General features: G+C 69.3%; 12 protein-coding genes. 7 read left to right on the forward strand and 5 right to left on the reverse strand.

All coding sequences use genetic code 11. From position 1 onward, the window contains the following. Positions 1-5: 5 nt before the first annotated feature. The 7 genes from ACJJV7_RS06045 to ACJJV7_RS06075 all read left to right on the forward strand — a co-directional run bounded on the left by ACJJV7_RS06045 (position 6) and on the right by ACJJV7_RS06075 (position 8,182). Positions 6-1,136 carry a BMP family protein gene (locus tag ACJJV7_RS06045; protein ID WP_405373138.1) on the forward strand — a complete coding sequence of 377 codons (1,131 nt, stop codon included), beginning with the start codon at positions 6-8 and terminating at the stop codon, positions 1,134-1,136. Between the two features lie 104 nt (positions 1,137-1,240). Then, positions 1,241-2,755: an ABC transporter ATP-binding protein gene (locus ACJJV7_RS06050; protein ID WP_405373139.1), complete on the forward strand. Its 1,515-nt coding sequence runs from the start codon at positions 1,241-1,243 to the stop codon at positions 2,753-2,755. Beyond that, complete coding sequence (locus ACJJV7_RS06055) at positions 2,752-4,065, forward strand: ABC transporter permease (RefSeq protein ID WP_405373140.1); 1,314 nt, start codon at positions 2,752-2,754, stop codon at positions 4,063-4,065. The genes ACJJV7_RS06050 and ACJJV7_RS06055 overlap by 4 nt, the downstream gene beginning before the upstream one ends. After that, on the forward strand, positions 4,062-5,348 hold the full coding sequence (locus tag ACJJV7_RS06060; protein WP_405373141.1) for an ABC transporter permease: 1,287 nt from the start codon (positions 4,062-4,064) through the stop codon (positions 5,346-5,348). The genes ACJJV7_RS06055 and ACJJV7_RS06060 overlap by 4 nt, the downstream gene beginning before the upstream one ends. Positions 5,349-5,350: 2 nt before the next feature. Further along, positions 5,351-5,749: a cytidine deaminase gene (locus ACJJV7_RS06065; RefSeq protein WP_405373142.1), complete on the forward strand. Its 399-nt coding sequence runs from the start codon at positions 5,351-5,353 to the stop codon at positions 5,747-5,749. Then, positions 5,746-7,038: a thymidine phosphorylase gene (locus tag ACJJV7_RS06070; RefSeq protein WP_405373143.1), complete on the forward strand. Its 1,293-nt coding sequence runs from the start codon at positions 5,746-5,748 to the stop codon at positions 7,036-7,038. The genes ACJJV7_RS06065 and ACJJV7_RS06070 overlap by 4 nt, the downstream gene beginning before the upstream one ends. Before the next feature lie 28 nt (positions 7,039-7,066). Next, a complete protein-coding gene (locus tag ACJJV7_RS06075; RefSeq protein WP_405373144.1) occupies positions 7,067-8,182 on the forward strand; it encodes an adenosine deaminase in 1,116 nt (371 codons plus the stop codon). Positions 8,183-8,192: 10 nt separating this feature from the next. Here ACJJV7_RS06075 and ACJJV7_RS06080 read toward each other — a convergent pair whose 3' ends face one another. The 5 genes from ACJJV7_RS06080 to ptsP all read right to left on the reverse strand — a co-directional run bounded on the left by ACJJV7_RS06080 (position 8,193) and on the right by ptsP (position 13,960). Further along, positions 8,193-9,020 carry an alpha/beta hydrolase gene (locus tag ACJJV7_RS06080; protein ID WP_405373145.1) on the reverse strand — a complete coding sequence of 276 codons (828 nt, stop codon included), beginning with the start codon at positions 9,018-9,020 and terminating at the stop codon, positions 8,193-8,195. After that, a complete protein-coding gene (locus ACJJV7_RS06085; RefSeq protein ID WP_405373146.1) occupies positions 9,017-10,189 on the reverse strand; it encodes a mannitol-1-phosphate 5-dehydrogenase in 1,173 nt (390 codons plus the stop codon). The genes ACJJV7_RS06080 and ACJJV7_RS06085 overlap by 4 nt, the downstream gene beginning before the upstream one ends. Next, positions 10,186-10,626 (reverse strand): PTS sugar transporter subunit IIA, encoded by a 441-nt coding sequence (locus ACJJV7_RS06090; protein ID WP_405373147.1) that lies wholly within the window; start codon positions 10,624-10,626, stop codon positions 10,186-10,188. The genes ACJJV7_RS06085 and ACJJV7_RS06090 overlap by 4 nt, the downstream gene beginning before the upstream one ends. Positions 10,627-10,706: 80 nt before the next feature. Continuing rightward, positions 10,707-12,287: a PTS mannitol transporter subunit IICB gene (locus ACJJV7_RS06095; RefSeq protein WP_405373148.1), complete on the reverse strand. Its 1,581-nt coding sequence runs from the start codon at positions 12,285-12,287 to the stop codon at positions 10,707-10,709. A 2-nt stretch (positions 12,288-12,289) separates the two neighbouring features. Continuing rightward, the gene (ptsP, locus tag ACJJV7_RS06100; protein ID WP_405373149.1) at positions 12,290-13,960 is read right to left on the reverse strand and encodes a phosphoenolpyruvate--protein phosphotransferase; all 1,671 of its coding nucleotides are present in this window, start codon (positions 13,958-13,960) and stop codon (positions 12,290-12,292) included.

A 13,960-nucleotide genomic window follows, 5' to 3' on the forward strand; every position in this document is an offset into this window, starting at 1 on the left:
CACTTTTGACCATCTCGACATCCAAGAAGCTCGCGGGCATCACCGGCGCCGCGCTTCTCGTCGCCGCTCTCGCAGGCTGTGGCACCGCACCCGAAACCGAGTCCTCCGCCGCCCCCGGCGCAGGCGCGCCCGAGGTCGTCGACGGCTTCAAGCCCTGCCTGATCTCGGACGAGGGTGGCTGGAACGACAAGTCGTTCAACCAGTCCGCCAAGGAGGGCATGGACGCCGCTCTCGAGGAGCTGGACGTCGATGGCATCGAGCTCGAGTCGACGACGCCGAACGACTACGCCCCGAACCTCGAAGAGCTCGTTGCCCAGGGCTGCACCTTCATCGTCTCGGTCGGCTTCAACCTCTCGGCCGCGACGGTCGAGTCGGCGACGGCCAACCCCGACATCAACTACGCGATCATCGACGACCTCGCCGACAACGACTTCAACGGCGAGACCGACGCTCCGAACATCAAGCCCCTCGTGTTCAACACGGCGGAGGCCGGTTACCTCGGCGGCTACGCTGCCGCGGCCTGGTCGGCGCAGTCGGGTGTCAACAAGGTCGGCACCTTCGGCGGCATGCAGATCCCGTCGGTCGCGGTCTTCATGGACGGCTACGCGCTGGGCGTCGAGAAGTACAACGAGGACAAGGGCGGCTCCGTCCAGGTCTTCGGGTGGGACGTCGCCGGACAGGAAGGCAGCTTCACGGGAGGCTTCGCGGCGAACGACACCGCCAAGCAGACCGCGCAGGGCGTGCTCGACCAGGGCGTCGACGTGATCCTCCCCGTCGGCGGCCCGATCTACGAAAGCGCCGCTGCCGCCATCGCCGATGGTGGCGAGGACGTCCTGATGCTCGGTGTCGACTCCGACCTCGCGGTCGCCGACCCCGGTGTCGCCGACATCACGCTGGTCTCGATCATGAAGGCGATCGACGTCGCAGTGAAGGACGCAACGGTCGAGGCCGCTGCCGGCAACTTCGACGTGGCTCCCTACATCGGAACGCTCGAGAACGACGGCGTCAAGCTGTCCGGCTTCGGTGACTTCGAGGCCGAGCTCCCCGACGGCCTCGTCGACGAGCTGAGCGCCCTCCGCGACGCCATCGTCGCGGGCGACATCACGGTCGAGTCGAAGAACTCGCCGCAGCAGTAATTCCCTTCGACGATCGGGGCGGACAGCGCGTGCTGTCCGCCCCGATCGCCGTGTATGGACCGCTGCGCCCCCGAAGGCGCAGCGGTCGAAGATAAGGTTCAGATATGAAGCTCGAGCTCCGTGGAATCACAAAACGATTCGGAAGCCTCGTCGCCAACGACACCATCGACCTCGTCGTCCAGCCCGGTGAGATCCACGCCCTGCTGGGCGAGAACGGTGCCGGCAAGTCGACGTTGATGAATGTCCTCTACGGCCTCTACCAGGCCGACGAAGGCGACATCCTGCTGGACGACGTCGTCCAGCACTTCCGAGGCCCCGGAGACGCGATGGCGTCCGGGATCGGCATGGTGCACCAGCACTTCATGCTCATCCCGGTGTTCACCGTCGCCGAGAACGTGATGCTCGGCAACGAGGACACGAAGGCGCTCGGCCGACTCGACCTCGCGTCGTCGCGCCGGCACGTGCGGGAGGTCGCCGACCGGTTCGGGTTCGAGATCGATCCGGACGCCCTCGTCGGCGATCTGCCGGTGGGCGTGCAGCAGCGCGTCGAGATCATCAAGGCACTGTCGCGCGATGCCAAGGTGCTCGTGTTCGACGAGCCGACAGCCGTGCTGACTCCGCAGGAGACCGACGAGCTCATGGCGATCATGCGTCAGCTGCGCGCGGCGGGAACGGCGATCGTCTTCATCACCCACAAGCTCCGAGAGGTCCGCGAAGTCGCGGACCGGATCACGGTCATCCGGCTCGGCAAGGTCGTCGGCGAAGCGTCGCCGACGGCGACGAACGCAGAACTGGCGTCGCTGATGGTCGGCCGCGCCGTCGAGCTCACGGTGCAGAAGACCCCCGCCGTCCCCCGAGAGGGCGGGCTCGAAGTGCGGGGACTCCGCGTCCTGACGGCGTCGGGGCACGTCGTCGTGAACGATGTGAGTTTCGACGTGCGCCCGGGCGAGGTCCTCGCGATCGCCGGCGTGCAGGGCAACGGTCAGACCGAGCTGGTCGACGCGATGGTCGGGCTGGCCGCGCGGACAGAGGGCTCCATCCGGCTGGAGGGGGTCGAGCTCGTGGGCAAGAGCGTCCGGGCGATCCTCGACCAGGGCGTCGGCTTCGTCCCCGAGGACCGCACGGAGGACGGCCTCGTCGGCTCGTTCTCCGTCGCCGAGAACCTCATCCTCGACCGATCGAGCGACTCCGAGTTCGTGACCGCGGGAACCATCCGCCGTGGCGTCCTCGACGCCTTCGCCCGCGAGCGGATCCAGGAGTACGACATCCGCACCCAGGGCCCCGACGTCCCCGCCGGAACGCTGTCGGGCGGTAACCAGCAGAAGGTCGTCATCGCCCGCGAGATGAGCCGCGAGCTGCGGCTGTTCATCGCGGCTCAGCCGACCCGTGGCGTCGACGTCGGCTCCATCGAATTCATCCACAAGCGGATCATCGAAACGAGGGACGCGGGCGTTCCCGTCGTCGTCGTCTCGACAGAGCTCGACGAGGTCACGGCGCTGGCCGATCGGATCGCGGTCATGTACCGGGGTTCGATCATCGGTATCGTCCCCGCCGACACGCCCCGCGACATCCTCGGCCTCATGATGGCCGGCGCGACCGACCCGGAGGTGGCCGCATGAGCGGTTCGATGCCTGGAGCCGACGACTCGACGCGGAGCGTCTCAGACCCCCAGCTGCCGCATGCGTCGGGCCCGCTGACCGGTGGGGAGATCCCCGAGCCGCCGCGCGCCAACGTCTTCATCAAGGAGCTCCTGCGCGGCAGTGCCGTGACCACGGCGCTCGCGATCGTCCTCGCGCTGGTCGCCGGTGGCGTGCTGATCGCCGCCACCAACGACGAGGTGCAGGAGACGGCCGGCTACTTCTTCGCGCGTCCCACCGACACCCTCATCGCGATCTGGAACTCGATCGCCAACGGATACGCCGCTCTGTTCCGAGGGTCCGTCTTCAACTTCACCGTCGACGAATTCGCGCTGCAGATCCGCCCGCTCACGAACTCGCTGGGCTTCGCCGCTCCGCTGATCGCCGCCGGACTCGGTGTGGCCTTCGCCTTCCGCGCCGGCCTCTTCAACATCGGCGCGCGCGGTCAGATGCTCATCGCCGCGGGGTTCGCCGCCCTGGTGACGTTCAACGTCGATCTGCCGATGTGGCTGCACCTGCCGCTCACCCTCGCCGTCGGTATCATCGCGGGCGCTCTGTGGGGCGGGATCGTCGGGCTTCTGAAGGCGCGCACCGGCGCGCACGAGGTGATCCTGACGATCATGCTCAACTACATCGCCTACTACCTGGTGCTGTGGATGATCCGGACGCCCTCACTGCTGCAGAAGCCGGGCACCAATCAGCCCGTGACGGCGGCCACTCCCGAATCGGCACAGTTCCCGCAGCTCATCGGCGCCCAGTTCCCCCTCCTCGACTGGGGGTTCGTCATCGTCATCATCGCGACCGCCGTCGTCTGGTGGGTGATCGAACGATCGAGCCTGGGCCTGCGCATCCGCGCGGTGGGGGAGAACCCCCACGCCGCACGCGCTGCGGGCATCAGCGTCGACCGGGTCTACATCTACGCGATGCTCTTCGCAGGTGGGCTCGCCGGGCTCGCCGCCATGAACCAGATCCAAGGCTCCGTGACCACCGGGTTCACCGGCACCATCGACGCCGGCATCGGGTTCGACGCGATCACCGTCGCCCTCCTGGGTCGCAGTCGCCCGTGGGGCGTCTTCGGCGCCGGCATCCTCTTCGGAGCGCTGAAGGCGGGCTCGTTCGCGATGCAGGCGCAGGGCATCCCCGTCGACATCGTGCTCGTCGTGCAGTCGCTGATCGTGCTGTTCATCGCTGCGCCGCCCCTGTTGCGCAGCGTGTTCTTCCTGCCCAAGACCGATGCCGAGAAGGCAGCCAAGGCGCGCGCGAAGGCCGCGAAGAAGGCGGTGACCGCATGAGCGGACTCGCTCCCACCACGGCCCCCGACGGGGCCATCCAGCTCGCGACGGTGAAGCGGCGACAGCTGAAGCTCCCGATCGTCCTCGCCGTCGTCACGGTCTTCCTCGCCGGTCTCTTCTTCGTCGCGCCCCGCACGGGGACGAGCACCTTCCGACTCGGCGACGCGGCATCCTCGATCGCACTGCCCAACCTCGAGGTGCCCACCGCGCCGACAGCCTGGATCACGGTCGCGATCCTCGCCGTCCTCGCGGCGCTCGCCGTGTGGAACGGGTATTCGTATCGGCGATCGCCGCTCTGGCTCTCGATCGCCTTCAGTCTGCTGGGCGTCTTCGCGCTCCTCACCTGGGCGGCGGCCGACGGGCTCGTTCCCGTGACGGGGCTGCTCGCCGGTGCGATCTCGCTGTCCGTGCCGCTCGTCTTCGGCGCGCTGGGCGGCGTCATCGGCGAACGCGTGGGCGTCGTGAACGTGGCCATCGAAGGGCAGCTGCTGCTCGGAGCGTTCTCCGCGGCGATGCTGTCGAGCATCACGGGCAACCCGTTCGTCGGCCTCATCGGCGCCATGATCGGCGGCGTCCTGGTCGCGTTCGTCTTGGCCGCCTTCGCGATCAAGTACCTCGTGGAGCAGGTCATCGTCGGTGTCGTCCTGAACGTCCTCGTGACCGGCCTCACGGGCTTCCTGTACGGCGCGCTCCTGGTGCCGAACGAAGAGCAGCTCAACTCGCCCATCCGGTTCAGCCGCATCGAGATCCCGCTGCTCAGCGAGATCCCGATCATCGGACCCGTGCTCTTCAACCAGACGTTCATCGTCTACCTCATGTTCCTCACGGTGGCCGTGGTCGCCTGGGGCCTCTACCGCACGCGCTGGGGTCTCCGCCTCCGCGCGGTCGGCGAGCACCCGCAGGCCGCCGACACGGTGGGCATTAACGTGAACCGCCTCCGGTTCTGGAACGTCTCGCTCGCCGGCGCCATCGCCGGCATCGGCGGCGCGTACTTCACGCTCGTCTCGGTTCCCCAGTTCGGCAAGGAGATGACCGCCGGTCTCGGCTTCATCGCCCTTGCTGCCGTCATTTTCGGTCGCTGGGACCCGATCCGGGCCGCGCTCGCGGCCCTCCTGTTCGGTTTCGCCACGACCCTCCAGAACCTGCTCACGGTTCTGAAGACGCCGATTCCGAGCGAGTTCATGCTCATGCTCCCGTATGTCGTCACGATCCTCGCGGTCGCCGGTTTCGCCGGTCAGATCCGTGGGCCCGCGGCATCCGGCAAGCCGTACATCAAGGGATGACAGTGACCGACATCGATTGGGACGAGCTGCGCGCTGCAGCCGTCGACGCCATGCAGAAGGCCTACGCGCCCTACTCCCGCTACCGGGTGGGGGCCGCGGCCCTCGTCAGCGACGGACGCATCGTCTCCGGCTGCAACGTCGAGAACGCGTCATACGGAGTGGGCCTGTGCGCCGAGTGCGCCCTCGTCGGCGACCTGCACATGACGGGTGGCGGCGAGCTCGTTGCCTTCGTCTGCGTCAACAACGACGGCGAGACGATCATGCCGTGCGGCCGGTGCCGTCAGCTCCTCAACGAGTTCGCCCTCCCGGGCATGCTGCTCGAGACGGTGTCGGGCATCCGGACGATCGACGAGGTCCTTCCGGATGCCTTCGGTCCTCGTGACCTGGAGGTGGCACGATGAGCGCGGTCGAGGCCTTCGACGCCGTCGACGTCATCCGCGCCAAGCGCGACGGCCGGGCCGTCCCCGAGGACGCACTCCGCTGGATGATCGACGCGTACACGCGCGAGTACGTCGCGGACTCGCAGATGGCGGCCTTCGCCATGGCGGTGCTCCTCAACGGGATGAACCGCGACGAGATCCGCGTCATGACCGAGGCGATGATCGCCTCGGGTGAGCGGATGAGCTTCGCCGGTCTCGGCAAGCCCACCGTCGACAAGCACTCCACCGGCGGTGTGGGAGACAAGATCACCCTCCCGCTCGCGCCCCTCGTGGCCGCGTTCGGCGTGGCCGTGCCGCAGCTCTCGGGTCGTGGCCTCGGCCACACCGGCGGCACGCTCGACAAGCTCGAGGCGATCCCCGGATGGCGCGCCGCCCTCAGCAACGAGGAGATGATCGAGCAGATGCGCACGGTCGGCGCGGTCATCTGCGCCGCCGGCTCCGGTCTCGCCCCCGCGGACAAGCGCCTGTATGCGCTCCGTGACGTCACCGGCACGGTCGAGGCGATCCCGCTGATCGCCTCGAGCATCATGTCGAAGAAGATCGCCGAGGGCACCGACTCTCTCGTGCTCGACGTGAAGTTCGGCTCCGGCGCCTTCATGCAGGACGTCGACAAGGCGCGCGAACTCGCCCGCACGATGGTCGCCCTCGGCACCGACTCGGGTGTCGCGACGACGGCCCTGCTGACCGACATGAACACGCCGCTGGGGCTCGCGATCGGCAACGCCAACGAGGTGCGCGAATCGGTCGAGGTGCTCGCCGGCGGCGGTCCCGCCGACATCATCGAGCTCACCGTCGCTCTGGCCCGGGAGATGCTCGCCCTCGCCGGCCAGCCCGATGCCGACGTGGAGGCCGCGCTGAAGGACGGGCGCGCCATGGACAGCTGGCGGGCGATGATCCGCGCGCAGGACGGCGACCCGGATGCCGCGCTGCCGGTCGCCCGCGAGACCCACACCGTCACGGCATCCGCATCCGGCGTCGTGACCAGGCTCGAGGCGCTGCCCTTCGGCATCGCGGCGTGGCGCCTCGGTGCCGGCCGCGCGCGTGCGCAGGACCCGGTCATCCACGCCGCGGGGATCGACCTCCACGTGAAGCCCGGCGACACGGTGACTGCCGGTCAGCCGCTGTTCACCCTCCTCGCCGAGGATGAGAAGCGCTTCGCACGTGCGACCGACGCACTCGAGGGTGCGTGGGAGATCGGCGCCGAGGCGCCGGCATCCACTCCGCTCGTGCTCGAGCGCATCACCGCCTGACCTACCGACACACGACGAGGGGACCCTCATGGCCATCGATCAGCATGGCGACGCCGAGATTCAGGGCGCATCGATCCGCTCGCTGCCGAAGGTGTCGCTCCACGACCACCTCGACGGCGCGCTCCGCCCGCAGACCATCATCGAGTTGGCCGACGGGGCGGGTGTCGATCTGCCCGAGAGCGCATCGGACGACCTCGCCGACTGGTTCGAATCGCAGAGCGACTCCGGTTCGCTCGTCGAGTACCTGAAGACGTTCGACCTCACGACGGCGGTGATGCAGAACCGCGAGGGTCTGCGCCGCGTCGCGAAGGAGTTCGTCGAGGACCTGGCCGCGGACGGCGTCATCTACGGCGAGGTCCGGTGGGCGCCCGAGCAGCACCTCGCCGGAGGCCTGACCCTCGACGAGGCCGTCGAAGCCGTCCAGGAGGGCATCGAGGAGGGCGAGGACGCCGTCGAACGGTCGGGACGCGACATCCGTGTCGGCCAGCTCATCACCGCGATGCGCCACGCCGACCGGTCGCTCGAGATCGCGCAGCTCGCCGTCGCACACCGCGGCCGCGGGGCCGTGGGCTTCGACATCGCCGGAGCCGAAGACGGGTTCCCCGCCTCGGCTCACCGCGCCGCGTTCGACTACCTCGCGTCGGAGTTCTTCCCGGTGACCGTCCACGCCGGCGAGGCTGCCGGCCTCGACTCGATCCGCTCGGCACTGATCGACGGGCGTGCGCTCCGGCTCGGACACGGCGTGCGCATCGCCGAAGACCTCGACGTCGTCGAGGAGATGGGCGACGAGGTGCAGGTCAGCTTCGGCGCTCTCGCGCGCTGGGTGCGCGACCGTGAGATCCCCCTGGAGCTCTCGCCGTCGTCCAACCTGCAGACCGGCGCCATCGCCGCATGGGGCACGCAGCTCGAGGACCATCCCTTCGACCTGCTCTACCAGCTCGGGTTCGCCGTGACGGTGAACGTCGACAACCGCACGATGAGCCGCACGTCGCTGACGCGCGAGCTCAGCCTCCTGGCCGACACGTTCGAGTACACGCTCGCCGACCTCGAGGCGTTCCAGCTGAACGCCGCCGCGGCAGCCTTCTTGTCGGTGGAGGAGCGCGAGGAGCTCATCGAGCTCATCGGCGAGGGCTTCGAGCGCTGACCCGCGCGGGTCAGCGCTCGAGCCGCTGAAGCAGGTCGGCGACGGATGCCGTGATGGCGGCCGTCATCTCCTCGTCCGAGATCGACGGGGTGCCGTCGCCGTCCTGCGGACCGTAGTCGCCGAACGACGAGTGCGCTGCTCCGTCGATCTGCACGAGGGTGGCGTCTGAGGGCAGCCGGGGCCGCGCGTCGTCGATCTTCGCCGGTGTCGACAGGCCGTCTTCGGAGCCCCCGAGGCTCACCACAGGCAGCCCGCTGCCGGAGAGGTCGTTCGCGCAGTACGACGCGAAGAGCACGAGACCGTCGGCGTCGGGTGCGAGCTGGCACGCCTTCACCCCGCCGAGCGAATGCCCGCCGACGAGCCATGTCGAGACGCCCGGTGCCGCGTCGGTGAAGTTCGACAGCGGCCGCAGGTCGAAGAAGGCGAGGTTCAGCCACGGCCGGGTGATCACCACGGTGACGCCCTCGTCGGTGACGAGGTCGGCGAGCTTGGCCGCGTAGGCCTCCGCGTCGACCTTCGCGCCGGGGATGAAGACGAGCCCGGTGCCGGATGCCGTCTCGGTCGGCGTCATCACGACGTTGCCGCTCGAGTCGTCGATCGTGATGCCCGGATCGGCGGTTAGGGCGGCCAGCGGGCCGGGCTCAGCCCCCATCACGCCCACCTGGCTCCACACGACCAGCCCGATGACGCCGGCCACGAGCAGGCCGCCGATGCCGAGCGCGATGCGCGAGAGGACCCGCCGCCTGCGGGAGGCGCGGCGACGGCCCGGGCGGGCACCCGGGCCGTCGGCCGCCGTGCGGTCACCGGAGTCGGCAGAGCCTTCCGGCGCGGACGTCACGCGGGGCTCGATGAGGCGACGCCGAGCTCCTGCTGACGCTGCTGAACGGCATCCGCGATGGCACGGAACAGCGGATGGGCCTCGTCGAGCCCTGTCGTGGATGCGGTGAAGGTCAGCGAATTCTCGGCGCGCAGACGCTCCTGCAGTTCGACGGCCTGCGGGTCGGCGGCGTCCTCGAAACGGAGCGCCGCGGCGATGGCTGCGACGAGTCCCTCGGCCGAGAGACCCCGTTCGGCGGCAGCGGCGGCGGGTCCGACGAAGCGCTCGTGCCGCGACAGCTTCCGCAGCGGCTGACGTCCGACGCGCTGGACGGTGTCGGGAAGGGCGGGATTCGCGAAGCGCTGCAGGATCGTCGCCCGGTACTCGGCGAGCTCGGCGGGGTCGAGTCCGTGCACGGCGCTCAGGAGCGCGGAGGTCTCCACCAGCGAGGCGTCGACCTTCGCGGCGATGCCGGGGTCGGCCAGGGCGTCGGAGATGCGGGTGATCCCGGCGAGAGCGCCGAAGTACGCCGTCGCGGCGTGCCCGGTGTTGACCGTGAAGAGCTTCCGCTCGATGTACGGGGCGAGGTCGTCGACGAAGTGCGCGCCGGGGATGCGGGGGAGGTTCCCCGCAAATGGCCCCTGCTCGATGGCCCACTCGTAGAAGGGCTCGACGGTGACGTCGACACCCGCATCGGCGGGCTGTCCCGGGACGATGCGGTCGACGGCCGTGTTCGCGAAGACGGCGCGCGTCGACAGGTCGGCCCAGTCGTCGCCGGCGAGCTTCTCGATCTCGGCGCGGAGGCCGTCGGTGGCGTTGATCGCGTTCTCGCACGCCATGACCTGCAGGGGTGCGCGCTCGGCATCCCGTCGCCGCAGGCCCGCGAGGATCGTGGGGGCGACGAAGGGCAGGACGGTGGGACCGACGGCCGTGGTCACGACCTCGGCCGTCGCGATCTCGTCGGCCACGGCGTCCGGTTCAGTGCGGCTGTTGATCGCGCGGAAGCCGGTGACGACCTTGTCGCTGCCGCCGGTGCCGACCTCGTGGACGGTGTACTCGCTGACGCCGTTGATCGTGTCGACGAGCGTGGGCGCGACGTCGGAGAAGACGAGGTCGTAGCCGCCCTCGTGGAGGAGGAGGCCGACGAACCCGCGACCGATGTTGCCGGCGCCGAAGTGGACGGCCTTCATGCCTCGTTCACCGTCGAGAGGAGGGCGTAGAGCTCTTCAGCGGTCGCCGCTGCCTTGAGCTTCGCGACCTCGTCGTCCTCGGAGAACAGGAGCGCGATCTGGGAGAGGATCTCGAGGTGTTCATCGCCCTTGCCGGCGATGCCGATCACGAACGTCACCGGCTCGCCGCCCCAGTCGACGCCGCCGTCGTAGCGGACGACGGACAGGGCGGAGTCGAGGATGGCATCCTTCGTCTCGTTCGTGCCGTGCGGGATGGCGAGCTCGTTGCCCATGTACGTGGACACGGCGATCTCGCGCTGCTGCATGGCGTCGAAGTACGCGCCGGTGACGGCACCGGCCGACTCGAGGATGTCTGCGGCCTCCTTCATCGCCTGCTCCTGGCTCACGGAGCCGGAGTGGATGCGGATCTGACCGAGGGTGAGGACTTCGCGTGCCATGACTTCTCTCTTCCTGAAGGGTGGGGGAAAACGGGCTGCGGGGCCGGGACCATTGTCTCCGACCCCCGCAGCGGTCCGCATCAGGCGTCGCCGCGCTGGCGACGCACCATGTCGACGACCTCGTCGTACTTCGGCGAGTTCATGAAGTTGTCGACTGACACGTGGAGCGAGCCGGGCGTGACCCCCCGGGCGCGATCGGTCAGCTGCTGCTGCGTGATGACCAGATCAGCCGACGGGTCGAGGTTCGCGATCGCCTTGTTGGTGACCGTGACGCCCTCGATGCCCGCCTTCTTGAACTTGTTGCGGAGGACGCTCGCGCCCATCGCGGACGAGCCCATTCCGGCGTCGCACGCGAAGACCACGTTCGAGATGTCTCGGTCCGCCACCGCGGTGTCTGCGGATGCCGTCGCTGCGGATGCCGCGTCGGTCGCCGCCGGAGCGGTGCTGCCGCCGCGGAGCCCCGCGAGTGCGTCGGAGCTCTTGCCCTTGTTGGATTCGGTCCGCGCGACGGCCGTGGAGAAGGCGTCGCCCTCGGCCGCCAGGTCGCGCTTGCGGGAAGCGCGGAGGATCACGCTGGCGACGATGAACGTCACCGCCGCAGACAGGACCACCGACAGGATCACGGCGAAGTAGCTGTCATCGGCGACCTGCACCAGGACCGCGACGATGCTGCCCGGAGCGGCCGGCGCGCGCAGGGCGCCACCGAGGAGCATATTGGTGGTGACGCCGGTCATGCCACCGGCGATCAACGCGAGGATCAGCGTCGGCTTCATGAGCGCGTACGGGAAGTACACCTCGTGGATGCCGCCGAAGAACTGGATGATCGCGGCGCCGGGAGCGGAAGCGCGCGCCGCACCGATGCCGAAGAAGGCGAAGGCGAGGAGCAGGCCGACACCCGGGCCGGGGTTCGCCTCGAGCAGGAACAAGATGGAGCCGCCGGAGTCGTTCAGGGCGGCCTGGTCGAGCCCGAGCGGGGTCAGCACACCGTGGTTGAGCGCGTTGTTGAGGAAGAAGACCTTCGCCGGCTCGATGATGATGCTCGTCAGCGGCAGCAGGTTCGTCTCGACGAGCCAGTTCACGGCCGTGCTCAGGGTGTTCATGAGGCCGTTGATGAGGAACGCCACCGGGTAGAACCCGACGATGGCCATCACGAAGCCCCAGATGCCCGCCGAGAACATGTTGACGAGCATCTCGAAGCCCGCGGGGATCTTTCCCTCCCAGAGCCGGTCGAGCTGCTTCATGGTCCAGGCAGCGAGAGGCGCCATGATCATCGCGCCGATGAACATGTTGACCTGTCCGAGCGGGTCTGCACCGGGATCGGAGACCGCGAGCGCCGCGTTGAAGTTCGCGATCAGCAGGTCGGAGCCCGCGATCACGCCCATCGTGGCGATGGCTCCGACGACGCCGCCGCGCACCGCGTACACGAGGTGTCCGCCCAGATAGGCGATGAGGATCGGGAGCAGGTAGTGGATGAAGGGGCCGACGATGTTCGCGAGGTCGGCGTTGGGGGTCCACCCCTTCTCGATGAAGAAGGCGGTGAAGATGCCCCAGGCGATCAGTGCCGGGATGAGCGGCATGATCATGCCCGAGAGGAATGTGCCGAATCGCTGGACGGCGACGCGGGCACCCCCCTTGGTCGTGGCGGTGGACGTCGTTGTCATGGTCAGTCGTTCTCCTTGAGGTGAGCTGCCGCCTTCTGGGCTGCAGCGCGAGCGGATGCCGCATCGGGAGCGGCGAGGGCTGCCTCGGCGATGCGGTGGGCATCGTCCAGGCTGTGTTCGAGCAGGGTGGCGCGGACATCCGCCAGCGCCGTGGGTGCCATGGAGAGTGTGGTCGCGCCGAGGCCGACGAGGACGACGGCCAGGAGCGGGTCGGCGGCGGCCTCGCCGCAGATGCCCACGGGCTTGCCGTTGGCCTTGCCGCCTTCGCCGGTGAGCTTGACGAGCTGGAGGACGGCCGGATGCCAGGGGTCCTGGAAGGAGGCGACCGAGCCCAGCAGGCGGTCGGCGGCGAGGGTGTACTGGGTCAAGTCGTTCGTGCCGATCGAGGCGAAGTCGGCGATCGCGAGGACCTTCTCGGCGAGGAGCGCGGAGGAGGGGACCTCCACCATGACGCCGGCGGTCTTGATGCCGTAGTCCTTCGCCATCGTCACGAAGTACTCGGTCTCCTCGACGGTCGAGACCATGGGCGCCATGACCCAGAGGTCGGCGTTCGTCGCGGCATCCGCGTTGGCGAGGGCGGTGAGCTGCTCGCGCAGGATGTCCTCGCTCGCGCGCAGAGCCCGGAGCCCGCGCAGGCCCAGGGCGGGGTTCTCCTCGTGGGCGTCGTTGAGGAAGGCGAGCGGCTTGTCGGCGCCGGCGTCGAGCGCGCGCACGACGACCTTCTTGCCTTCGAACGCCTGCAGCAGCTCCGTGTACGCCTTCGTCTGCTCGTCGACACCCGGGGCCTGCGCGGAGCTCAGGAAGAGGAACTCGGTGCGGAACAGACCGACGCCTTCGGCGCCGAGTTCGACCGCGGCAGCCGCGCCGCCCGGCTTGCCCAGGTTGACGAGCAGCGGGACGGGCGTTCCGTCGGCGAGGGCGCCGGGGGTGATGGGAGCGCCCACCGCAGCGGCACGGTCGGCCTCACGGCGCTCCGCCTGGGCGATGTCGTCGTCGGAGGGCTCCGTCAGGACGAGGCCCTGTGCCGCGTCGACGATGACGGTCTCCCCTTCGGCGAGGCCTGCGGCGCCCGCTGCGCCGACGACGGCGACGATCGACTTCTCACGGGCGAGGATCGCGGTGTGCGACGTCGGTCCGCCCTCGGTGGTCACGAGCGCGAGCACCTTGTCGAGGTCGAGGAGGGCCGTGTCGGCGGGGGCGAGGTCCTTCGCGACCAGCACGAAGGGGTGACCGGGGTCGGGCACGCCGGGAGCGGCGACGCCGCGCAGCCGGGCGATGACGCGCTGGGCGACGTCGTCGAGATCGGCAGCGCGCTCGCCGAGATAGCCGCCCATCGCCGAGAGGGCGTCGCGGAACGACGCGAACGCGTCGGAGACGGCGTACTCACCGGTCTTGCCGGCGGACAGTCGGGCGGCGACCTCGTCGTCGAGGGCGGGGTCCTCCGCCATCATCGCCTGCGCTTCGAGGACTTCCTGGGCGGCGCCGCCCGCGGTCTCCCCGCGCTCCTCGAGCTCGCGTGCGACGGCGGCGATCGCCTCGCGTACGCGCGCGGTCTCCTCTTCCACGCTCAGCGTGCTGGGCGTGTCCTTGGGGGCGGGCAGCGGTTCCGCCATCCTCGCCACAGGTCCGTGGGCGATGCCCAGTCCGATTCCTACTCCGCGCAGCTCAGTCAT

The sequence above is a fragment of the Microbacterium sp. Ld4 genome, from assembly GCF_045066555.1.
Taxonomy (GTDB): domain Bacteria; phylum Actinomycetota; class Actinomycetes; order Actinomycetales; family Microbacteriaceae; genus Microbacterium.

Bases quoted from the DNA above. Each gene is read 5' to 3' on its own strand.
- ACJJV7_RS06050 (WP_405373139.1), top strand. From the start codon at position 1,241: ATGAAGCTCGAGCTCCGTGGAATCACAAAACGATTCGGAAGCCTCGTC.
- ACJJV7_RS06055 (WP_405373140.1), top strand. From the start codon at position 2,752: ATGAGCGGTTCGATGCCTGGAGCCGACGACTCGACGCGGAGCGTCTCA.
- ACJJV7_RS06060 (WP_405373141.1), top strand. From the start codon at position 4,062: ATGAGCGGACTCGCTCCCACCACGGCCCCCGACGGGGCCATCCAGCTC.
- ACJJV7_RS06070 (WP_405373143.1), top strand. From the start codon at position 5,746: ATGAGCGCGGTCGAGGCCTTCGACGCCGTCGACGTCATCCGCGCCAAG.
- ACJJV7_RS06075 (WP_405373144.1), top strand. From the start codon at position 7,067: ATGGCCATCGATCAGCATGGCGACGCCGAGATTCAGGGCGCATCGATC.
- ACJJV7_RS06085 (WP_405373146.1), bottom strand. From the start codon at position 10,189: ATGAAGGCCGTCCACTTCGGCGCCGGCAACATCGGTCGCGGGTTCGTC.
- ACJJV7_RS06090 (WP_405373147.1), bottom strand. From the start codon at position 10,626: ATGGCACGCGAAGTCCTCACCCTCGGTCAGATCCGCATCCACTCCGGC.
- ACJJV7_RS06095 (WP_405373148.1), bottom strand. From the start codon at position 12,287: ATGACAACGACGTCCACCGCCACGACCAAGGGGGGTGCCCGCGTCGCC.
- ptsP (WP_405373149.1), bottom strand. From the start codon at position 13,960: ATGACTGAGCTGCGCGGAGTAGGAATCGGACTGGGCATCGCCCACGGA.